Below are 21,277 nucleotides of genomic sequence, written 5' to 3'. Positions count from 1 at the left end.
CATGGGCAAAGCCCGGGTGCGGTTCCGGCCCGGGCTTCTGTCTGCCCTACCGCTGGGCGTCGACGATCAAAATCATCGGCCGTTCCATCTCTTCGGCGAGATCCGGATTGGCGTCGATCTGCGCCGGCGTCGGGCGCCACTCCTCGACGTGACGGATGGCGAAACCGCCGCGCATCAAGGCGTTGAGCGTGGTGCCGATCGTGCGGTGGTACTTGACCACGCCCTTGGCCAGCCAATCCGTCGTGCGCTGGCCCTCGATGGAATAGTGATCGACCGGCCAGCGCTTCTGCCCGTTTTCCCCGACCTGCCAGCCAGGGTTCAGCGAGGCCATGTAGATCGGGTGCTCGATGGTGAACACCAGGTGCGCGCCCGGCACCAGCGCATCGTAGATTGCCTGGACCAGGCGGTCGAAATTCTCGACATAGTGAAACGCGAGCGAGCTGTAGGCGACGTCAAAGGTGCCGGTTTCGAGCGCAAGATGATCGAGATCGGCGATGCCGTATTCGATCGCCGGATCGGGCGTGTCGCGCCGGGCGCGGGCGATCATGTTTTCCGACAGGTCGAGCCCGAGCACGCGGGCCGCACCCTGCTCGCGCGCGAAACGCGAGAACCAGCCGAAGCCGCAGCCGAGATCGACCACGCGCTTGCCCTGCAAATCCGGCAAGGCGGCGCGGATTGCCGGCCATTCGGCGGCGCCGTCGAGGCCATGGACCGATCGTCCGAGCTGGCTGTAGCCTTCGAAAAATTCCGGTTTGTCGTAGATGTTCTGTGCCATTTCATTCTCCATCAAAAATGCCGATGGACGGCGCACCCGTCAAAAGAAGAACCCCGTCCGTTTCCGGCGAGGCTGCAGGTGCGCGAACGCTCTTTCGTTAGCGTGCTTTATCACCCTGCATCCCGCCTATTGGGATGCCGGCCGAACGCGCAACGATATGGACGTCATGTTCGCACATGGGTCCGATATCGCCCGATCGGGCCGCCTAGTCAAGGTTCTCAAGCAATGCAAAGACCTTAGCGCTGGAGACGGGTTATCAATCGAGATATTCCAACGGATATAACGCTGTGCCATAGTCGCGCCGAACCATCGTCCGCACCTCCATCCCGAGGCTTCACCATGATCAGATCTATCGCCGGTGCCTTCGGCGCCCTTCTTACCCTGATGCCGCTTGCGGTTCAGGCGAAACCCTTCACGGATGCGGCCGGTCGCACGGTCGAGCTTCCCGACCATATTGGCAAGGTGCTGGCGGCCGGTCCGCCGGCCTCGGTGCTGGTCTATGCCATCGCGCCGGAGAAGCTGGCCGGCTGGGTGCGCGAGCCGAAGGAAGACGAAAAGCCCTACCTAATGGAGGCCGTACGCGGTTTACCGACCTATGGCCGCCTGACCGGCAAGGGCGGGACGGCGAATATCGAGGCGGTGCTTGCGGCCAAGCCTGACGTCATCATCGATGTCGGCACGGTGGACGCGACCTATGCCTCGCTTGCCGACAAGGTGCAGAGCCAGACCGGCATTCCCTATGTGCTGATCGACGGTTCGTTCGGCAAAAGTGCCGAGACCTTGCGCAGCCTCGGCGCGATGCTCGGAGCCGAAGAGCGTGCCGGCAAACTTGCCGACTATGCCGACGAAACGCTGAAGGAACTCGGCGAGACGATAGCGGCAGTACCGGCCGACGAGCGGCCCAGGGTCTATTACGGACGTGGCCCCGATGGTCTGGAGACGGGCCTGGCAGGCTCGATCAATCTTGAGATCCTCGAAGCCGCAGGTGCAGTCAATGTCGCGGCCGTTGCCGGCAAGAGCAGTCTCACTCAGGTTTCGCCGGAGCAGCTGCTCGCCTGGAACCCGGAGATGATCATCGCCGCGAGCCCGAAGTTCGCCTCAGCGGTCGCGACAGATCCGGCGTGGAGCAGGGTGCAGGCGGTCGAGAAGGGACAGGTGTTCATCGCGCCGTCGATGCCATTCGGCTGGTTCGATTCGCCGCCCGGCATCAACCGCCTGATCGGGGTCCGCTGGCTTGAGGCACTGCTTTATGGCGGCTTCTACGAGGGTGACCTGAAAGCCGAGACGCGGGAATTCTACAAACTCTTCTACCAAGTGGATCTTGATGACGCGCAGCTCACGAGGCTTGTCAAAGGTGCCCTGCCGGAAACGCAATGACAAAGCAGATCGTTCTGAGGCGAGGGTGGGTCGGTGCACGGTCGCTGGTTGCGATCGCAGGCCTCCTGTCGCTTTCCGCCCTGTCGATGACTGTCGGCAAATTCGACGCGGGCCTGTCCGATCTGATCGGTCAAATCTGGGCAATGGTCGGCGGTACCCCCAGTGATGAGACGGTGGCCACGGTCTTCTGGAACATCCGCTTGCCGCGTGTGCTGGCCGGTCTTGCCGTCGGCGCGGCGCTTGCGGCAGCCGGCGCCACCTACCAAGGCCTGTTCCGCAACCCGCTGGTTTCGCCCGATATTCTCGGGGTTTCCGCCGGCGCCAGCTTCGGCGCCGTTGTCGGCATCTTCCTGTCGTTGCCGGTCGGCGTCATCCAGCTGATGAGTTTTGTCGGCGGGCTGATCGCCGTGCTGTCTGTCTATGCGGTTGCAACAGTGATCCGCAACCGGGATCCGGTGCTCGTTCTCGTTCTGGCAGGCATCGCGGTCGGTGCGCACGTGGGTGCCGGCATCTCGCTGATCAAGATCCTTGCCGATCCCTATGATCAGTTGCCGGCGATCACCTATTGGCTGCTCGGCAGCCTAGCCTCGGTGACATCAGGCGACGTCGTCTCCATTCTTCCCGCGCTTGTCGTCGGCATCATCCCGCTCTTTCTCCTGCGCTGGCGCATGAACGTCATGACGCTTGGCGAGGAAGAAGCGCGTGCGCTCGGCATCGACACCGGCCGGCTGCGCGTCGTGCTGGTGCTGGCGGCAACGCTGATCACCTCGGCTTCCGTCTCGGTCACCGGCATCATCGGCTGGATTGGGCTTGTCATCCCGCATGTGGCGCGCCTCCTCGTCGGACCGGATTTCGTCCGGTTGCTGCCGGTGTCGATGGCGCTCGGCGCCGCCTATCTGCTCGTCGCCGATATGCTGGCGCGCAGCATTGCGATGATCGAGGTACCGCTCGGCATCCTGACGGCGACCGTCGGCGCGCCGTTCTTTCTCTGGCTGCTCGCATCAGGGCGAAAGGGCTGGCAATGAGGCTCGAGGTCGACCAGATCGCCTTTGGCTACGGCAGCCGCCTTGTCGGCCAGGACATCAGCTTCACGCTTGATGAAAACGAGGTACTCGTGCTGTTCGGGCCGAATGGCGCCGGCAAGACGACGCTGTTCAAGACGTTGCTCGGGCTCGTTCCGCTGAGGGCAGGCACGATCCGGCTGGATGGCCAGCCGATCGGCTCCTGGTCCGGCCGCGACCGTGCCTCGCGCATCGCTTATGTGCCGCAGGCGCATGCCGCGCTCTTCCCATTCACGGTCGAGGAACTGGTGCTGATGGGCCGTGCGCCGCATGTGGGCCTGTTTGCAACGCCCGGCCGCCATGACCGCGAGGTGGCCGCCGCCACGCTGGAGCGGCTCGGCATCGACCATCTGGCGAACCGTGCCTATACCGAGATCAGCGGCGGTGAGCGCCTGATCGCCCTGATCGCGCGCGCGCTCGCGCAGGAGCCTTCGATCCTGGTGATGGACGAACCGACGGCAAGCCTCGACTACGGTCATCAGATGCGGGTGCTCGATCGGGTGCGGGAGCTTGCCGGCGAAGGCGTTTCGATCGTTCTGTCTACCCACAATCCCGACCACGCGTTTCGGGTGGCTGACCGCGTGGCGTTGGTGTTCCAATCGCGGATCGTCGCGCTTGGAACACCCGATGCGGTGCTGACCGTGACCGCGCTCAAGCAGCTCTACGACATCGATGTGGTGATCGGCACGCTTGCGGGCAGCGACGCCCGCCTCTGCGCACCACGAAACAACGCCTGAGGAAGGAATACGAGATGGTTCGCGAAAACGAAATCCGGGAAAACGAAGTCTCGATCACGCCGCCGGAGGCAACCGATGCAGGGCTGACCTTCATCGGGCGCATTTCGACGCCCTGGGCGTCAAGGCTCGGCTGCCCGCGACAGGGGCGCCATGACGGGCCGATCTGCCGGATCGAGATCTTTTCGCCCTGGGTCGAGGCGCTGAAGGGCATCGAGCGGTTCGAGCGACTGGAGATCCTCTATTGGCTCGATCGATCGCGCCGCGACCTCGTGTTGCAGAGCCCCGCCAACAATGGCGAGACGCATGGCACCTTCGCCTTGCGCTCGCCAGTGCGGCCGAACCCGATCGGCACATCGATCGTGGCGCTCGAGGCGGTCGAAGACAATGTGCTTCTGGTGCGCGGCCTCGATTGCCTCGCTCATCGACCTGAAGCCCGATCGCACGCTGTTCAAGCCGATTGCACCGCCGCAGCCTGGTGATTTTGAAACCGGCGATGCCGGCACGACCCATTACTGCAAGAAGGCGTGATTGCTCAGTCGATCGCAACCATCACGTCGGAAGCCTTGATGACCCCGTAGGCGTCGCCGCCGACCTTGAGGCCGAGTTCGTCGACGGCTTCGTTGGTGATCGATGCCGTCAGATGGCTCCGCCGCCGAGATCGATGCGCACATGCGCGGTCGTCGCCCCTTTGACGACATCGACGATCTTGCCCTTGAAGCGGTTGCGTGCGCTGATTTTCATGGGTGGCTCCTCCGGTTCGACACGGAGATTAAGGGGGTAAGCACGCCCGTCAAACGGCGACGCGCCACAGCAGTCGCGCGTCGCCTGTCGATCAGGCCACATCGCCTTGTGCGGCCGCGGCGAAGAACGCCTCGGGATCTTCCACTTCGACGAGCCGCCGCTTCTCGATCAACCAGAAACGATTGCCGATGTTGCGCACGAAGCTGCGGTCGTGGGACACCAGCAGGCAGCTGACCTCGTTTTTCATCAACTCGTCTTCCAGCGCTTCCTGGCCCTCGATATCGAGATGGTTCGTCGGCTCGTCGAGCAGGTAGAAGTTGGGCTCGCGCAGGCGGAGCAGCAGCATCGCCAGACGCGCCTTCTGGCCGCCGGAGAGCCGGCCGACCGGTTTGTCCTGCATGTCGATGCCGACACCGGCGCCCGCCAGCAGCGAACGCACCTTCTGATCGCCGAGCGAGAACCGGCGGGAGAGGGCGACAAGCGGCGTTTCCTTGTCCGAAAGACCCGCGAGCGCCTGATCGCTGTAGCCGAGCACCAGGGAAGGCGTGGCTTTCAGCGTTTCGGGTCCGCGCTCCGGCTCCTCGATCGCAGTGCGGATGAGGTTGACCAGCCTTGTCTTGCCGGCGCCGTTTTCGCCGAGCAGGACAATACGGTCGCCCTGGCAGATCCAGCGTTTTCCCGTGCGAAACAGCGGAGTGCCATCGGGCGTTTCCACCTGGATATCATCGAGCGTCACCAGGATTTTTGCGTGGGTGCCGCGATTGGCGAGCCGGATTACACCGGCCGAACGCTCCTGGTGGGCGGGCTTGGCCGCATCCTCCAGCCGGTCGGCGCGCTGACGCAGCTGTTTGGTCTTTATCGTCAGCAGGTCGCTACCGGAGTTGATGCCGATGTTGTTGAGCTTGGCCGCCTGGCGACGCAATTGCTGCGCCACCTTCATGTCGCGCTGGTAGCGCCGCTCTTCCGAGGCGTCGAATTCATCGACGGCCGCACGCGCCTGCGAATAGGGGAGTGTAAAGACGGGCGATTGGTCTGGACGCAGAAACAGCGTGCGGTTGGTGGTAGCGTCGAGAAAGGCGCGGTCGTGGCTGGCGATCAGCACCGGCACGTCGCGCGGAAGCGCGTTCAACCAGGATTCGAGCCGGGCGATCTTGGCAAGGTCGAGATGGTTGGTCGGCTCGTCGAGGAGCAGCGCGTCGGGATCCGTGACCCAGACGCGGGCAAGGAGGGCCAGCCGCTGCCAGCCGCCGCTCAAGTCCGCGACGGCGCGCTCACGAAGGGCTTCGGGCACCTCGAGCGAATCGAGCACGATATCGACGCGCCAGCTTTCGCTGTCCGCCTGCTCGCTCGACAATGCCGAAAGAACCGCCGCATGGAACGACAACGGCAGCAGCTGCGCCGGCACGTTCTGCTCGACATGGCCGATGGTCAGGCCGCGTGAGCGGGTGATCTCGCCAGCCGTCGGCTCGAAGCTGCCGCCGATCGATCGGAGCAGAGTGGACTTGCCGCGCCCGTTGGCGGCGACGATGCCGAGGCGATCGCCGGCCGCGATCGAAAGGTTGAGATTGGAAAACAGCGACGTGCTGAGGGTGACGGCGAGGTTGCGGATATTGATCAAGGCCATGTTCGTTCGTTCTCTGGACTGCGCGAGCGACGGCAAACATCCGCGGGCGGCAATACATCTGCCGGGTTGGGCGGAGTGTCGGACCCGATGCACGATCGTGCAGTGTTCGGGCCGCTTCGGCTCGGTATGGAAAACGGCGCGGGCGTTCAAACCGAAACGGTTTTCAGCCGCACCACACTGGGGCAGACCAGGAGTAAGATTCGCGAGGACGCGAAGCGATTGTACCGGTCAGCCCTGCAAACGCATCTGCAGGGCGTTGACGGGGCCACGCTGGCGGTGGTGCCGGAAAAAAGTCATCACAACGCAGCCCTCCTTTCACAATCGAGTTGCGCGGAGTGTTTACCATCGACGCGAGCAGTTTTCAACGGGGTGACGGCGGCGGAGTGCGATCCAACACGGCTGTCCGCCCTAGATGCAAAGCTGCAACGCTTTTGGTGGGGCCTTCGTTGCGCCAGGCGACGTCGTTCAGCAATATTGTTGCCAGGCGTGCGGTCAGCTCGCTGGAACGGAGGCCTTATTCCTACCTTCTTGCCATTGCGCCTCGCCCCCCGATCCGCTAAGAGACGCCGCGACTTTCCGCTCCCCGAAGCGGTGATTGGCCGATGTCCGAGAAGTCTCCCAAGCTTTTTGATCGTCGGGCGCCGACGGGAGCGCTTTCCTGTCACGCGCGCTCGCGCGCAAACATCGGTACCGGTAGAGGCGAAATGGCACGCATCGTGATGAAATTCGGCGGAACTTCCGTCGCTGATTTGGACCGCATTCACAACGTTGCCCGCCATGTGAAACGTGAAGTCGACGCCGGCCACGAGGTCGCGGTCGTCGTTTCCGCCATGTCCGGCAAGACCAACGAACTGGTCGGCTGGGTACAGAACATGCCCAAGGTCGCCGGCAGCAATGCGCCGTTCTACGACGCGCGCGAATATGACGCCATCGTAGCGTCCGGCGAGCAGGTGACCTCGGGCCTGTTGGCGATCGCGCTGCAGTCGATGGGCATCAATGCGCGCTCCTGGCAGGGCTGGCAGATCCCGATCCGCACCGACAACGCCCATGGCGCCGCCCGCATCCTCGACATCGAGGGCGCCGACATCATCCGCCGCATGGGTGAGGGGCAGGTGGCCGTGGTCGCCGGTTTCCAGGGCCTTGGCCCGGACAACCGCCTGGCGACACTCGGTCGCGGCGGCTCCGACACGTCGGCCGTTGCGATTGCCGCCGCCGTCAAGGCCGACCGTTGCGATATCTATACCGACGTCGATGGCGTCTACACCACCGACCCGCGCATCGAGCCGAAGGCGCGGCGTCTGAAAAAGATCGCGTTCGAGGAAATGCTGGAAATGGCATCGCTCGGCGCCAAGGTGCTGCAGGTGCGCTCCGTCGAGCTCGCCATGGTGCACAAGGTCCGTACCTTCGTGCGCTCGTCTTTCGAGGATCCCGATGCGCCGGGCATGGGTGACCTTCTCAATCCGCCCGGCACGCTGATTTGTGATGAGGAAGAAATCGTGGAACAGGAAGTCGTAACCGGCATTGCCTATGCCAAGGATGAAGCCCAGATTTCGCTGCGCCGTCTTGCCGACCGGCCGGGCGTTTCCGCCGCGATCTTCGGGCCATTGGCCGAAGCCCATATCAATGTCGACATGATCGTCCAGAACATCTCGGAAGATGGTTCGAAGACCGACATGACCTTCACCGTTCCGTCCGGCGATGTCGACAAGGCGCTGAGGGTGCTCGGCGACAACAAGGAAAAGATCGGCTACGACGTGATCCAGTCGGAAGCTGGCCTGGTCAAGGTCTCTGTCATCGGCATCGGCATGCGCAGCCACGCCGGCGTTGCCGCATCGGCATTCCGTGCGCTCGCCGACAAGGGCATCAACATCAAGGCGATCACGACCTCCGAAATCAAGATCTCGATCCTGATCGACGGACCCTATGCCGAATTGGCAGTTCGCACTTTGCATTCCGCCTACGGTCTCGATAAGAGTTAACCCACAGGTGACTGATTTGGGATTCGCGGCCGTTTCGGCTGCGAATTCGTCCGCCGCCGTCGTCTACTCTTTTTCGGGGGACCCCACGCGATGAGAGACCTTTCCGCAGGTCCGCGCGTTCTCCTCAAGCGGTTGCGCGAACTGATGGCGGAACCGCTCGAGCCACAGGAGCGCCTTGACCGGATCGTGCGCCAGATCGCACAGAACATGGTCGCGGAAGTGTGTTCGGTCTATGTGCTGCGTTCCGACGGCGTGCTCGAACTCTACGCGACCGAAGGTCTGAACAAGACCGCCGTCCACCTGGCGCAGTTGAAGATGGGGCAGGGCCTCGTCGGCACGATTGCCGCGTCCGCACGTCCGCTCAACCTGTCCGACGCCCAGGCGCATCCGGCCTTTACCTACCTGCCGGAAACCGGCGAAGAGATCTATCACTCGTTCCTCGGCGTGCCGATCCTGCGCACGGGTCGGGCGCTCGGCGTTCTCGTCGTGCAGAACAAGGCGATGCGCAACTACCGCGAAGACGAGGTCGAGGCGCTGGAAACCACCGCCATGGTTCTCGCCGAGATGGTGGCGACCGGCGAGTTGAAGAAAATCACCAAGCCCGGCCTCGAACTCGATCTGTCCCGGCCGGTCTCGATCGACGGCAACAGCTATGGCGAAGGCATCGGCCTCGGTTATGTCGTGCTGCACGAGCCGAGGATCGTCGTCACCAATCTTCTGAACGAGGATACTGACCAGGAATTGCAGCGGCTTGCCGAGGCTCTGGGGTCATTGCGTATCTCGATCGACGACATGCTATCGCGTCGCGAAGTGTCGATGGAGGGCGAGCACCGAGCGGTGCTTGAGACCTATCGCATGTTTGCCCATGACCGCGGCTGGGTGCGGAAGCTGGAAGAGGCGATCCGCAACGGCCTGACGGCGGAAGCTGCCGTCGAACGGGTGCAGAGCGAGACCAAGGCGCGGATGATCCGGCTGACCGATCCCTATTTGCGCGAGCGCATGCATGATTTCGACGATCTCGCCAACCGGCTGCTGCGCCAGCTTTCGGGCTATGGCGCCAAGCTTTCGGCGAGCGACTTCCCGACCGATGCGGTGATCGTTGCCCGGGCCATGGGTGCCGCCGAACTTCTCGACTATCCGCGCGAAAACGTCCGCGGCCTGGTCCTTGAGGAAGGGGCCGTCACCAGCCACGTGGTCATCGTCGCCCGCGCCATGGGCATTCCGGTCGTCGGACAGGCGGCGGGTGCTGTCGCGCTTGCGGAAAACCGCGATGCCGTCATCATCGATGGCGACGATGCCAAGGTGCATCTGCGGCCGTTGGCCGACCTGCAGCGCGCCTACGAGGAAAAGGTACGGTTCCGCGCCCGCCGGCAGGCTCAGTTCCGCGCGCTCAAGGATGTCGAACCGCTGACCAAGGACGGCAAGCGCATCACCTTGCAGATGAACGCTGGCCTTTTGGTCGACCTGCCGCATCTGAACGAAGCGGGTGCCGAGGGCATCGGCCTTTTCCGCACCGAACTGCAGTTCATGATCGCCTCGACGATGCCGAAGGCGGAAGAGCAGGAAGCCTTCTACCGCAGCGTTCTGAAGCAGACCGGCGGCAAGCCGGTGACTTTCCGCACGCTCGATATTGGCGGCGACAAGGTGGTTCCCTATTTCCGCGCGGCGGAAGAGGAAAATCCGGCACTCGGATGGCGGGCGATCCGCCTTTCGCTGGATCGGCCCGGCCTGCTGCGCACTCAGCTGCGCGCCATGCTGCGTGCGGCTGCCGGTCTCGAGCTGAAATTGATGCTGCCGATGGTGACCGAGGTCTCGGAGCTGAAGGAAGCGCGCGAGCTTTTGCAAAAGGAAATCGAGCGTCAGTCGAAGCTCGGCGAACAGCTGCCGCGCAAGCTGCAGTTCGGCGCCATGCTGGAAGTGCCGGCGCTGCTGTGGCAGCTGGACGAACTGATGAGCGAGGTGGACTTCGTCTCGGTCGGCTCGAACGATCTGTTCCAGTTCGCCATGGCAGTCGATCGCGGCAACGCCCGCGTTTCCGATCGCTTCGACGTGCTTGGCCGGCCCTTCCTCAGGATCCTGCGCGATATCGTGCGCGGCGGCGAGCGACATCAGACGCCGGTGACGCTGTGCGGTGAGATGGCGAGCAAGCCACTGTCCGCCATGGCGCTGCTCGGTCTCGGCTACCGCTCGGTGTCGATGTCGCCGACGGCGGTCGGTCCGATCAAGGCGATGCTCCTGGCCCTCGATGCCGACAAGCTCGGCGAGGTACTGAACGCGGCGCTCGACGACACCCGCGACCCGACGCCTGTTCGCCAGATCCTCATCGACTTCGCCGCGGCAAACGGCATCCCGGTTTAGATAGATTTGAAGCGCTTTTGTCCTCGTCCGGGCTATGATCCGGGCGAGGCGTAGCGCATTTGGAGTGACACTTGGCAAAGCTTCCCATTGAGAAAATGCGCGAACTGGAACGGCGGTTCGGCGAGATCGAGGCCCGCATGTCGGCGGGGCCAGCGGCCGACGTCTATGTGAAGCTGGCGTCGGAATATTCCGAACTGCAGCCGGTGGTGACCAAGATCCGCGCCTATGAGAAGGCGACGGCCGAGCTTGCCGATATCAATGCCATGTTGGCCGACAGGACGACTGACAAGGACATGCGCGACCTGGCCGAGATGGAAAAGCCTGAGGTCGTCGAGGCAATCGAGCAGCTGGAGCAGGAAATCCAGATCCTGCTCTTGCCGAAGGATGCAGCCGACGAAAAGAGCGCTATCCTCGAAATCCGCGCCGGAACCGGCGGTTCGGAGGCAGCGCTGTTTGCCGGCGATCTTTTCCGGATGTACGAGCGTTACGCTGCGGCCAAGGGCTGGCGGGTCGAAGTGCTTTCGGCGAGCGAGGGTGAAGCCGGCGGATTCAAGGAAATCATCGCCACCGTCTCCGGCCGCGGCGTGTTTGCGCGGCTGAAGTTCGAGTCGGGTGTGCACCGCGTTCAGCGCGTGCCGGATACCGAGGCGAGCGGACGCATCCACACCTCGGCGGCAACCGTCGCCGTACTGCCGGAAGCCGAGGAAATCGACATCGAGGTTCGGCCCGAGGACATCCGCATCGACACCATGCGCTCGTCAGGTGCTGGCGGACAGCACGTCAACACGACGGACTCCGCCGTGCGCATCACCCACCTTCCGACCGGCCTCGTCGTCACAAGTTCGGAAAAGTCGCAGCACCAGAACCGCGCCAAGGCGATGCAGGTGCTGCGTTCGCGGCTCTATGACATGGAACGCCAGCGCGCCGACAGCGAGCGTTCGGCCGATCGCAAGAGCCAGGTCGGCTCCGGCGACCGCTCTGAGCGCATTCGCACCTACAATTTTCCGCAGGGGCGCATTACGGATCACCGCATCAACCTGACGCTCTATAAGCTCGACCGGATGATGATGGGCGAAATCGACGAAGTGGTCGATGCGCTGCTGGCCGATTACCAGGCGAGCCAGTTGGCTCTTCTGGGCGAGCAGCGGGGCTGATGGCGATGACGGCCACGCTCGCGCGCCTCGTGGTGGAAAGCCGGGATCGCCTGACGGCCGCCGGCATCGAACACGCTGCGCTCGACGCGCGTCATCTGGTTTCGGGCGTGCTCGGGCTTTCGTTGACCGATGTCGTGACGCGCGGCAGGGACCTGGTCACGGAGGCCGACGTTGCCAGGGTGAGGGCTGCCGTCGAGCGGCGGAGCGCGCGCGAACCCGTCTACCGCATTCTCGGCGAGCGGGAGTTCTTTGGCCTGCCGCTCAAGCTGTCGCGTGAAACGCTGGAGCCGAGGCCGGATACGGAAACGCTCGTCGATCGCATGATCCCGTATCTGCGCCGCACCGTTGCAACGAAGGGCAGCTGCCGGCTCGTCGATCTCGGCACGGGCACCGGGGCGATCTGCCTGGCGTTGCTTGCCACGGTTCTTGAAGCGCGCGGAACGGCTACCGATATATCTGAGGACGCGTTGGCGACGGCGAGCGCAAATGCCGAGGCGCTTGGCCTTTCGGGTCGTTTCGAGGCTGTGCGCAGCAACTGGTTCGACAAGGTGGAGGGTCGCTTCGACGCCATCGTCTCAAATCCGCCTTATATACCGTCCAATGTCGTCGCAGAGCTTGAGCCGGAGGTGCGATTGCACGATCCTGCCGCAGCGCTCGATGGCGGAGACGACGGCCTTGATGCCTATCGTGCCATCGCCCTTCAGGCCGGTCATCATCTTGAGACAAACGGCGTGATAGGCTTGGAAATCGGTTTCGATCAGAAAGAGGCGGTTGCGGCATTGTTTAGTGCCGAGAACTTCCGTTTGCGCGAAGAAGCCAAGGATTTGGGCGGCAACGACCGGGTTCTGATCTTTGAGCGTAGCTTCGACCGTTGAAAAAATGCTGCACTGGCGCATCTTCTTTCTTGCTGACGCAAAGAAAGGGCTTGGAATCCCAGAGGAAGCGGGCTAGTTTGCCCGCGCACTGGGCAGATGGTCATGGACCTAAGATTCGTTCCGGTATGACCTGGCCACGGGGATTGCTCTCAAGAAAGAGTTGCTAGGGTTCAACAGTGCCTTGTGCAGGTACCTGTTAATTTGACGCCAGTCGGCGCCGAAGCCGCCAATGTGCGGGCTCACCGGCGCACGCTCTGTCGGGCGCGGACAGATCCGGCCGGAAGACGAAACCACATGATCATCATTATCAAGAGAATTCGGGTGAATGTACTATGAGGCCAGGACAGCAAAACAAGCGCGGCCGCGGGCGGAATAACAACAATAACAACAACAATAACAACAGTGGAAATAACAACAATCATAACCGCAAGGGATCAAATCCCCTGACGCGGACCTATGATAGTTCTGGTCCGGACGTGAAGATTCGCGGTACCGCGCAGCATATCGCCGAGAAATACTCGGCACTTGCTCGTGATGCGCAGAGCTCCGGCGACCGTGTCATCGCTGAAAACTACCTTCAGCATGCCGAGCATTACAACCGCATCATTGCAGCCGCACAGGCGCAGATGCAGGATCGCTTCCAGCGCGAAGAACGCCAGGATTTCCGCGGGCAGGACGCCAACGACCAGGATCAGGATCAGGATCAGGACGATCTGGATCAGGGCTACGCCGACGAAGCGCCGGTCCACGTTGTAGCCGCTCCCGCTCCTGTCGTTATCGAGCAGCAGCCGGTGATCGACGGTTCGGGCCCGCAGCCCGTCATCGAAGGCACGCCGGCCGAAGTGGCTATGGAAGAAGAAACGCCAGCGGCTTCCGGCCGTGCGGCCTCGCGTCGCCGCAGCGCGCCGCGCCCGCGCCGTCCGCGCCGCACTGCAGCCGATGAAGGCGAAGCGTCAGGCGACGCGCCTCCGGAAGCGCCGGCACTGGCTGAGTCCGAGTAAGTCTTCCTACAGCGCCGCGCGTCTTATTGGATGCGCAAAGGTCGCTGTAGCACTTTGAATGGCTGCATGTTTTGATCGTTAAATCGAATAGGATTTAAGGAAACATGCAGTTGGGCGGCGTATGCGGCGCGGCAGAAGCGAACATCAAAAGCCCGGTCCGCTCTGCGGCCGGGTTTTTTGTTGCCGGAATTTTGCTCGGAAGACTGCGGACGCTGAAGCGCACCATAATCGCTAGGGCTGGCGATCGTCCCGTGCCGCACGCTCCATTGATCGCCGGCTTCTGGCGTTGTCCATCAGCCGACAGCTTTGACAATCAAGGCTGCGAGATTGGTGGCCGCATCGTCCTCGGTCGTTCGCCCCCGGACGAACTCCCGGGCAATCGCCTCCGCAGCACCGGCAATGCCCGCGCAACGCAGGCGCAGATCATCTTCGGTGAGGGTGGAGAAAGGTGCGATGGCTGCGCCGATGAGCGCGACATAGTCATCGGCGAGTTCCTGCTGCACGCGGTCCATCTCGGCATTGCCACGCAGGGCGCCTGACATCGCCTGCCATTCCGAACCGCTTTCGACGGCACATCCGATGTAGACGGCGCTGATGATGCCGGCGACGGATGCAAGATCGGCCGGGGCGTCCAGCAGCGCTTTCTTCAGCTTATCGGTATGGCGCTCCTCGATCTCGCGCGAAAGCGCGATCAGCAGCCCCTCGCGGGTTCCGAAGTGCTCATAGGCGATCGGCTTGCTGACGCCGGCGCGCTCGGCCAGGTGGCCGAGGGTGAGGGCGTCCGCGCCGCATTCCCGCAAAATTTCCTTGGAGGTTTCGATGAGCTGGGCACGCCGTTCGGGCTTGGCTAGTTTCCTGATCGCCGTTTTCTCCATCGGCTGCTCTCCTCGGGTCGTCCACACTGCCGCATGTTTCCTTAAATCCTATTCGATTTAAGGATCAAAGCATGCAGCCATTCAAAGTGCTACAGCGACCTTTGCGCGTCTAATAAGACGCGCGGCGCTCTAGGCGATAAAATATCCCAATCCCTTGACGGGGCGCGTTTGCTACTTATCTACCGATGGTAACTTACTAATCGTAGGTTGGCAAAATGCCACCTTCTTTCCGTCTAGGAGATATGAACATGTCGAGCAAGTTCTCACCCGTGCTGATCATCGGCGGCTCGGGCGTCGTCGGGTCGCAGGCGGCGAAGGCGATCCGCAGGCTGCATCCCGATCTGCCGCTGGCAATCGGCGGTCGTGATCTTTCCCGGGCGCAGGCCGTCGCGAGCGAGGTCGGTGGAGCGACCGGTGTGCGTGTTGATCTCGACCGCGCCGATCTCGGTCTTGACGACAAGGACGCCTTCAGCGCCGTGGTGATCTTCGTCAAGGACGAAAGGCTGACCTCAATGCGATATGCGCAGGGCAGGGGAATACCGTATATCAGCCTCTCCAGCGGAACGTTCGAGATCGGGCCCGAGGTTGCCCAGTATATCCATGCACCGGACAAGGCGCCGATCCTGCTCGCCAGCCATTGGCTTGCCGGGGCTGCGATCTTCCCGGTGCTCGAAGCGCTTTCGTCCTACGAGACCGTTGACGCGATCCGTATCGGCGTCCTGCTCGATGAGGAGGACATGGGCGGGCCAGCGGCACTTGCCGATTACAACCGCATCACCGGCAACGCGCCGGCATCGCTGACGGTCAAGGACGGCAAGCTGCATTGGGCGAGCGGGCAGGAAGCAAGCGCGCGCTACAAAAGTGTCGATGGTGTCGAGCTTGATGCTGCCGCCTATTCGCCCTTCGACGTCATGGCGCTGGCCACACGTACCGGCGCCAGGGAGATCCGGCTGGATCTTGCCTACAGCGTCTCTGCCAGTCGGCGGCGCGGCGAGCCATTTTCGACGGAGATCACGCTCGAGATCGAGGGGCAGTCGAAAGACGGAGAGTGGGTCTCGCGCCGGCATGAGATCGTGCATCCGCAGGGCCAGGCCCCGCTGACAGCGCTCGGCGTCGCGCTTGCGGTCGAGCGCATGCTCGGTCTGTCCGGGGGCGAAGCGCCAAAGGCCGGTCTCTACCTGCCGGAAGTTTTGATCGAGCCCGCTTACTACGTCTCCCGCATGAAGGAGTTCGGCACGTCGTTTGCCGATCGCTGATCTCAGGGCCGCAGCCGCAGCGCGTTCGCCCGACGCGGCACGGCAATGCCCTGCATCCAAAAGCCGACGGCCGCGCATCGTAAAGACGCGTGGCCGTTTTCGTCCTTCGCAAGATTTCCTAATTGCGACATGCAATCAGCCCTTTAATTTCGAAATTCGCTGCCCCATATTCGCTTCGGACGTGTTGATCCCGCGCAAGGTGTGGATCGACGCCCGATGACAGGTTCGCCGAATGCGGGAACCTGATCCTGAAACACCAGCGGGTGCCGCGTGACGGGCCTGGTGGGCTATGGAGGTAAAGTATGAATATCGAGAAATATTCCGAACGCGTGCGCGGTTTCCTGCAATCGGCGCAGACCTATGCGCTGGCGCAGGGACATCAGCAGTTCACGCCCGAGCATGTGCTGAAAGTGCTGCTCGACGACGACCAGGGCATGGCCGCTTCGCTGATCGAGCGGGCTGGCGGCGACGCGCGCGAAGCGCGCGCCGGCAATGATGCTGCACTCGCCAAACTGCCGAAGGTTTCCGGCGGCAACGGTTCCGTCTATCTGTCGCAGCCGCTCGCTCGCGTCTTTTCGAGTGCGGAAGAAGCGGCCAAGAAAGCCGGCGACAGCTTCGTCACCGTTGAACGCCTGCTGGTGGCCTTGGCGATCGAAAGCTCTGCTGCCACGGCCGACGTCCTGAAGAAGGCCGGCGTGACGCCGACCAAGCTCAACCAAGTCATCAACGATATTCGCAAGGGCCGCACCGCCGACAGTTCCAATGCCGAGCAGGGGTTCGACAGCCTGAAGAAATATGCCCGTGACCTGACGGCCGATGCGCGCGAAGGCAAGCTCGACCCGGTGATCGGCCGTGACGACGAAATCCGTCGCACGATTCAGGTGCTGTCGCGCCGGACCAAGAACAATCCGGTCCTGATCGGTGAGCCCGGCGTCGGCAAGACGGCGATTGCCGAGGGCCTCGCCCTGCGCATCGTCAATGGCGACGTCCCGGAGAGCCTGAAGGACAAGCGGCTGATGGCGCTCGACATGGGCGCGTTGATCGCAGGCGCGAAGTTCCGCGGCGAGTTCGAAGAGCGGCTGAAGGCCGTGCTCAACGAAGTGCAGGCGGAAAACGGCGAGATCATCCTGTTCATCGACGAAATGCACACGCTGGTCGGTGCCGGCAAGGCGGAAGGGGCGATGGATGCCTCCAACTTGCTGAAGCCTGCGCTTGCGCGCGGCGAGCTGCATTGCGTCGGCGCGACCACGCTCGACGAATACCGCAAGCACGTCGAGAAGGACGCAGCCCTTGCCCGCCGCTTCCAGCCAGTGATGGTCGAGGAGCCGACAGTCGAGGACACGATCTCGATCCTGCGTGGCCTGAAGGAAAAATACGAGCAGCACCACAAGGTGCGGATTTCCGATTCCGCGCTGGTTGCCGCCGCTACGCTGTCCAACCGCTACATCACCGACCGGTTTCTGCCGGACAAGGCGATCGACCTGATGGACGAGGCGGCCTCGCGTCTGCGCATGCAGGTGGATTCCAAGCCTGAAGAGCTCGACGAACTCGATCGCCGCATCATGCAGCTGAAGATCGAGCGCGAAGCGCTGAAGAAGGAAACCGACACCTCGTCGAAGGACCGGCTGGAAAAGCTCGAGCTCGATCTGGTCTCGCTCGAAGAGCAGGCATCGGCGCTGACGGCCCGTTGGCAGGCGGAAAAGCAGAAGCTTGGCCGCGCCGCCGACCTTAAGAAGCAGCTCGATGAAGCCCGTAACGAACTGGCGATCGTCCAGCGCAAGGGTGAGTTCCAGCGCGCCGGAGAGCTGACCTATGGCGTCATCCCCAAGCTCGAGAAAGAGCTTTCCGACGCCGAAAGCCAGGAGAACGCCAACGCCAATCCGATGGTGCAGGAGGTCGTCACCCCCGACAACATCGCCCATGTGGTTTCGCGTTGGACCGGTATCCCGGTTGACAAGATGCTGGAAGGCGAACGCGACAAGCTGCTGCGGATGGAAGACGAACTGGCGAAATGGGTCGTCGGCCAGGGCGATGCCGTCCAGGCGGTATCGCGTGCCGTTCGCCGTGCCCGTGCCGGCCTGCAGGATCCGAACCGGCCGATCGGCTCGTTCATCTTCCTCGGCCCGACCGGGGTGGGCAAGACCGAGCTGACCAAGGCGCTCGCCCGCTTTCTGTTCGACGACGAGAGCGCGCTGCTGCGTGTCGACATGTCGGAATACATGGAGAAGCACTCCGTTGCCCGGCTGATCGGCGCACCTCCCGGCTATGTCGGTTACGAGGAAGGCGGAGCGCTGACCGAATCCGTCCGCCGCCGGCCCTATCAGGTCGTGCTGTTCGACGAAATTGAGAAGGCGCATCCGGATGTCTTCAACGTGCTGCTGCAGGTGCTCGACGACGGCCGCCTGACCGATGGTCAGGGTCGCACCGTCGACTTCCGCAACACGATGATCATCATGACCTCGAACCTGGGTGCGGAATATCTGACCGGCCTTGGCGAAGACGAGGACAGCGATGTCGTTCGCGACCAGGTGATGGACGTCGTCAAGTCGGCCTTCCGGCCGGAGTTCCTGAACCGCGTCGACGAGATCATCCTGTTCCACAGGCTGCGTCGCTCGGAAATGGGCGCGATCGTCGATATCCAGCTCGCACGGCTGCTCAAGCTGCTTGCCGAGCGCAAGATCACGCTGGAACTGGAAGATGACGCCCGGACGTTCCTGGCCGAAAAGGGCTACGATCCCGCCTATGGCGCTCGGCCCCTGAAGCGGACGATCCAGAGGTATCTTCAGGATCCGCTGGCCGAGAAGATCCTTCAGGGCGAGTTCCCGGATGGATCCACTATCAAGGTTCTTGCCGGCTCCGACCGCCTGAACTTCAAGCGTGGCGCCGGCTCGGAAAGAGAAGCCGCCTAAACCGCAGAAACTTGAAAAGGCCGCCCTTCGGGGCGGCCTTTTTCGTTCATGCCTAGGAATTCTGTTGCTGTGGGGATCGCGGTGACCGCCTCTCGAAGCGTTAGCCGTCGACGAAGGGGGGATCTCACTGGCTACTTGCTGGCCACTTCGCTGCCGTTGCCGTCCTTGTTCAGCAACTCGTCGATGCGGTCGCGTTCCTTCTCGAACTTCGCAAGCGCGTCACCACCCAGTGATTTGCCGCCCGGCAGGCGGATGCGCAGCGGATCGACCTTGTTGCCGTTGACGATCAGCTCGTAGTGCAGATGCGGACCGGTCGAAAGACCTGTCGTGCCGACCCAGCCGATCACCTGGCCCTGAACCACTTTCGCCCCGGCCTTGACGGTCTTGGCGATCGCGCTCTGGTGATTGTAGGAGGAGACGTAACCGTTGGCGTGGCGGATCAGCGTTTGGTTGCCGTATCCGCCGGAATCCCAGCCAGCCTTCTCCACCGTGCCGTTGCCGGCGGCGATGATCGGCGTGCCGCGGGGGGCCGCCCAATCGACGCCGGTGTGCATACGCGAGAAGCCGAGGATCGGGTGGCGGCGCATGCCGAAGCCGGAGCGGAAGTGGCCGTTCGGCACGGGGTTGCGCAGCAGGAACTGGCGGATGCTCTTGCCTTCGCCGTTGAAGTAGTCGATCGAATTGTCGTCCGGATCCTGGAAACGGTAGAAGGTCGTCTCGGCATCGCCGAACTTCGCCTTGACGTAAAGCAGTTCGGAATCCGCCGTCGCCAAGCCGCGATCGTCGGTGACCGAGAAGAAGGCTTCGAGCGAATCCGTCGGCTTCAGCTGCGCCTGGAAGTCGACATTGCTGGCGAGCAGCTTGACGACGAGCCCGACCATGTCGGCGTTCATGCCGTAGGAGAGCGCGGCGCGATAGATACCGTCATAGACGCGCGGCAAATCGTGGGTGCTGGTGATCGTCGGCGTGCCGTTGTCGTCGAAGGCGGTCGCGACCGCGTCGAGCTTGGGCGGTTCGGCGCCGGGAACGAAGCGGCCGTTGTCGTCGACGGCCATCGTCAGCACATGGCGGTTGCGCGAATAGATGGTGGCGCGGACGATGCGGGCTTCTTCGCCCTTCTGGATGATGCCGATGCGCAGGACGTCGCCGTCGTTGAGTTCCTTGGCGCCGAGCGCTTCGCCGATATAGCCGGCAGCATCTTCGGCCTGCGCCTTGGCGTAGCCGGCATTGACCATGGCGGTCGCGATGTCGGTCTTGCGGCGCACCGGAATGATGTCGTCGGCATACTCAGTGCTTTGTTCGTTGATGCTCTCGTAAGCCGCATCGCTCTTGTTTTGCTCGACGATGCGTGCGGTCAGGCCCTGGAGAAGATCGAGACCGTCGCTATCGGAGGCGAAACGCTGCGGGTCAACATAGAAGAGCGAAGCGACCTGGGTGCTGCCCTCGGTCAGGACCGAACCGTTGGTGCGAACATTCTCCTCGACCTCGTCGAGAGACATCGAGTTGTCGAAGGTCAGGCTGGAGCCTTTGATCGGAAAATCGACCGTTTTCAGCGCCACTTCGGAATCGACGTTGGAGCCGTAGAGCGTGCCGGTACGCGCGACCTGCGGTTCGGCATCGGCGTCGTCGGTGGAGAAGATCGCCAGCGGATCGAAGTCCGGATAGCTGTCGGAAACCTGGTGGTTGGCGGCAAGCGCCATCTTGACGTGAACGAAGGGCTGTTTGCGCACCACTTCCTTCTCGCCGTCATGGATCATCGTCGAGACTTCCATGACGGTCTTGTCAGCCGGCTTGGCAACGATGTTGGGCGAAAGGATGCGGCTGCCGCGCTTGGCATTGACTGGGGCGTTGCCGCCGTTCGATGCGTCGAGTGCTGCGTAGGCTTCGGCCGGGATTGCCAGCTGCTGGCGACCGTCAAGCGCTGCAAAAAGCGCGACGCCCATAAGAAGGCTGGAGGTGATGCCGGTCAGGAAGGTGCCGGAAAGCCAGCGCAACGAAATCTCGCGTCTGTCCGGTGCGCGCCGGCCGTCCGCAAGGATCGGCGGTTGGTCGCCGAGCGACCGGACCATTTTCTTGTCGGTGATCATTCCGAGCTGGGGGCCCCTGATTTGTCTTGCCGTATTCTTGCAGGCGATACGTTGCGCGAAGATGTGCATCTTTCGCACACGGGAGTCAAATCCATGAGGGGAGGACAGGTGAGGGGGTGCACACCCTATAATATGTGCATCCGCGTTCCCCAGGCGCCCCCGCGTGACGCACCGATAATTTCGCTTAGATCGGTGGATTGTGAAGAAGTAAGGGCCAAAATGTGTCTCCACAGGCCGTTCGGAGGCGTCCGAAAGTTTTTTCGGAGTGAAAAGCCCGCATTTCCGGGCTTTGTCAGAAAACTGTCATTTATTTTGAAATTGCCTGTTGACGTGTTCGATGTGTGGGGTCTATAAGCCCGATCACTGAACGAGGGCGGCGGCGCTGCTGGCGACGATGTCCTTCGTTTTAAGGTTTCCTTGATTGGCGGATGCTGATTGGTCGGGACGCGAGTTTCGGCGGGAAGTTTT

14 protein-coding genes and 2 pseudogenes are annotated in these 21,277 nt (G+C 62.7%); 11 read left to right on the top strand and 5 right to left on the bottom strand.

Going from position 1 to position 21,277, the window contains the following annotated elements:
- Window positions 1–46: 46 nt before the first annotated feature.
- Window positions 47–775, bottom strand: coding sequence for a bifunctional 2-polyprenyl-6-hydroxyphenol methylase/3-demethylubiquinol 3-O-methyltransferase UbiG (locus C6558_RS28820; RefSeq protein ID WP_025424546.1), 729 nt, complete (start codon window positions 773–775; stop codon window positions 47–49).
- A 339-nt stretch (window positions 776–1,114) separates the two neighbouring features.
- Here C6558_RS28820 and C6558_RS28815 point away from each other — a divergent pair, with 339 nt between their 5' ends.
- The 4 genes and pseudogenes from C6558_RS28815 to C6558_RS28800 all read left to right on the top strand — a co-directional run bounded on the left by C6558_RS28815 (window position 1,115) and on the right by C6558_RS28800 (window position 4,478).
- Window positions 1,115–2,152, top strand: a complete 1,038-nt coding sequence (locus C6558_RS28815) for an iron ABC transporter substrate-binding protein (RefSeq protein ID WP_025424545.1) — start codon at window positions 1,115–1,117, stop codon at window positions 2,150–2,152.
- A complete protein-coding gene (locus C6558_RS28810; RefSeq protein ID WP_025424544.1) occupies window positions 2,149–3,177 on the top strand; it encodes an iron ABC transporter permease in 1,029 nt (342 codons plus the stop codon). The genes C6558_RS28815 and C6558_RS28810 overlap by 4 nt, the downstream gene beginning before the upstream one ends.
- Window positions 3,174–3,950, top strand: a complete 777-nt coding sequence (locus tag C6558_RS28805; protein WP_057217344.1) for an ABC transporter ATP-binding protein — start codon at window positions 3,174–3,176, stop codon at window positions 3,948–3,950. The genes C6558_RS28810 and C6558_RS28805 overlap by 4 nt, the downstream gene beginning before the upstream one ends.
- A 14-nt stretch (window positions 3,951–3,964) precedes the next feature.
- Window positions 3,965–4,478 (top strand): annotated as a pseudogene (locus C6558_RS28800) (SAM-dependent methyltransferase).
- 4 nt (window positions 4,479–4,482) lie between these two features.
- Here C6558_RS28800 and C6558_RS28795 read toward each other — a convergent pair.
- Both C6558_RS28795 and C6558_RS28790 read right to left on the bottom strand, forming a co-directional pair.
- Window positions 4,483–4,691, bottom strand: a pseudogene (locus C6558_RS28795) (molybdopterin-binding protein).
- A gap of 91 nt (window positions 4,692–4,782) precedes the next feature.
- Entirely contained in the window at window positions 4,783–6,315 is a 1,533-nt protein-coding gene (locus C6558_RS28790) for an ABC-F family ATP-binding cassette domain-containing protein (RefSeq protein ID WP_025424541.1), read from the bottom strand.
- Window positions 6,316–7,019: 704 nt separating this feature from the next.
- Between C6558_RS28790 and C6558_RS28785 the strand changes: the two genes are divergently transcribed.
- The 5 genes from C6558_RS28785 (at window position 7,020) to C6558_RS28765 (ending at window position 13,682) form a co-directional block, all read left to right on the top strand.
- Window positions 7,020–8,294 carry an aspartate kinase gene (locus C6558_RS28785; RefSeq protein ID WP_025424540.1) on the top strand — a complete coding sequence of 425 codons (1,275 nt, stop codon included), beginning with the start codon at window positions 7,020–7,022 and terminating at the stop codon, window positions 8,292–8,294.
- Window positions 8,295–8,384: 90 nt separating this feature from the next.
- Window positions 8,385–10,652 carry a phosphoenolpyruvate--protein phosphotransferase gene (gene ptsP, locus C6558_RS28780; RefSeq protein ID WP_025424539.1) on the top strand — a complete coding sequence of 756 codons (2,268 nt, stop codon included), beginning with the start codon at window positions 8,385–8,387 and terminating at the stop codon, window positions 10,650–10,652.
- A 71-nt stretch (window positions 10,653–10,723) separates the two neighbouring features.
- Window positions 10,724–11,806, top strand: coding sequence for a peptide chain release factor 1 (gene prfA / locus C6558_RS28775; RefSeq protein WP_025424538.1), 1,083 nt, complete (start codon window positions 10,724–10,726; stop codon window positions 11,804–11,806).
- Between the two features lie 5 nt (window positions 11,807–11,811).
- The gene (prmC, locus tag C6558_RS28770; RefSeq protein WP_025424537.1) at window positions 11,812–12,681 is read left to right on the top strand and encodes a peptide chain release factor N(5)-glutamine methyltransferase; all 870 of its coding nucleotides are present in this window, start codon (window positions 11,812–11,814) and stop codon (window positions 12,679–12,681) included.
- 332 nt (window positions 12,682–13,013) lie between these two features.
- Complete coding sequence (locus tag C6558_RS28765) at window positions 13,014–13,682, top strand: DUF4167 domain-containing protein (RefSeq protein WP_025424536.1); 669 nt, start codon at window positions 13,014–13,016, stop codon at window positions 13,680–13,682.
- Window positions 13,683–13,975: 293 nt separating this feature from the next.
- Here C6558_RS28765 and C6558_RS28760 read toward each other — a convergent pair whose 3' ends face one another.
- Entirely contained in the window at window positions 13,976–14,557 is a 582-nt protein-coding gene (locus C6558_RS28760) for a TetR/AcrR family transcriptional regulator (protein WP_057210220.1), read from the bottom strand.
- Between the two features lie 248 nt (window positions 14,558–14,805).
- Here C6558_RS28760 and C6558_RS28755 point away from each other — a divergent pair, with 248 nt between their 5' ends.
- Together C6558_RS28755 and clpB are read left to right on the top strand one after the other, a co-directional pair.
- Window positions 14,806–15,813: a saccharopine dehydrogenase gene (locus C6558_RS28755; protein WP_025428212.1), complete on the top strand. Its 1,008-nt coding sequence runs from the start codon at window positions 14,806–14,808 to the stop codon at window positions 15,811–15,813.
- Window positions 15,814–16,115: 302 nt separating this feature from the next.
- Window positions 16,116–18,722 carry an ATP-dependent chaperone ClpB gene (gene clpB, locus C6558_RS28750; protein WP_025428211.1) on the top strand — a complete coding sequence of 869 codons (2,607 nt, stop codon included), beginning with the start codon at window positions 16,116–16,118 and terminating at the stop codon, window positions 18,720–18,722.
- 131 nt (window positions 18,723–18,853) lie between these two features.
- On the opposite strand, the gene C6558_RS28745 is transcribed toward clpB, so the two are convergent.
- Entirely contained in the window at window positions 18,854–20,809 is a 1,956-nt protein-coding gene (locus C6558_RS28745) for a M23 family metallopeptidase (protein WP_025428210.1), read from the bottom strand.
- Window positions 20,810–21,277: the final 468 nt, after the last annotated feature.

Origin of the sequence: Ensifer sp. NM-2 (genome assembly GCF_003024455.1) — a bacterium.
Classification (GTDB): Bacteria; Pseudomonadota; Alphaproteobacteria; order Rhizobiales; family Rhizobiaceae; genus Ensifer; species Ensifer canadensis.
The sequence above is the reverse complement of the archived record's forward strand: the minus strand, read 5'-3'. Positions and strand labels throughout refer to the sequence as shown.

Coding starts and splice junctions, on each gene's coding strand:
- C6558_RS28820 (WP_025424546.1), bottom strand. CDS start 775: ATGGCACAGAACATCTACGACAAACCGGAATTTTTCGAAGGCTACAGC.
- C6558_RS28815 (WP_025424545.1), top strand. CDS start 1,115: ATGATCAGATCTATCGCCGGTGCCTTCGGCGCCCTTCTTACCCTGATG.
- C6558_RS28810 (WP_025424544.1), top strand. CDS start 2,149: ATGACAAAGCAGATCGTTCTGAGGCGAGGGTGGGTCGGTGCACGGTCG.
- C6558_RS28805 (WP_057217344.1), top strand. CDS start 3,174: ATGAGGCTCGAGGTCGACCAGATCGCCTTTGGCTACGGCAGCCGCCTT.
- C6558_RS28790 (WP_025424541.1), bottom strand. CDS start 6,315: ATGGCCTTGATCAATATCCGCAACCTCGCCGTCACCCTCAGCACGTCG.
- C6558_RS28785 (WP_025424540.1), top strand. CDS start 7,020: ATGGCACGCATCGTGATGAAATTCGGCGGAACTTCCGTCGCTGATTTG.
- ptsP (WP_025424539.1), top strand. CDS start 8,385: ATGAGAGACCTTTCCGCAGGTCCGCGCGTTCTCCTCAAGCGGTTGCGC.
- prmC (WP_025424537.1), top strand. CDS start 11,812: ATGACGGCCACGCTCGCGCGCCTCGTGGTGGAAAGCCGGGATCGCCTG.
- C6558_RS28765 (WP_025424536.1), top strand. CDS start 13,014: ATGAGGCCAGGACAGCAAAACAAGCGCGGCCGCGGGCGGAATAACAAC.
- C6558_RS28760 (WP_057210220.1), bottom strand. CDS start 14,557: ATGGAGAAAACGGCGATCAGGAAACTAGCCAAGCCCGAACGGCGTGCC.
- C6558_RS28755 (WP_025428212.1), top strand. CDS start 14,806: ATGTCGAGCAAGTTCTCACCCGTGCTGATCATCGGCGGCTCGGGCGTC.
- clpB (WP_025428211.1), top strand. CDS start 16,116: ATGAATATCGAGAAATATTCCGAACGCGTGCGCGGTTTCCTGCAATCG.
- C6558_RS28745 (WP_025428210.1), bottom strand. CDS start 20,809: ATGATCACCGACAAGAAAATGGTCCGGTCGCTCGGCGACCAACCGCCG.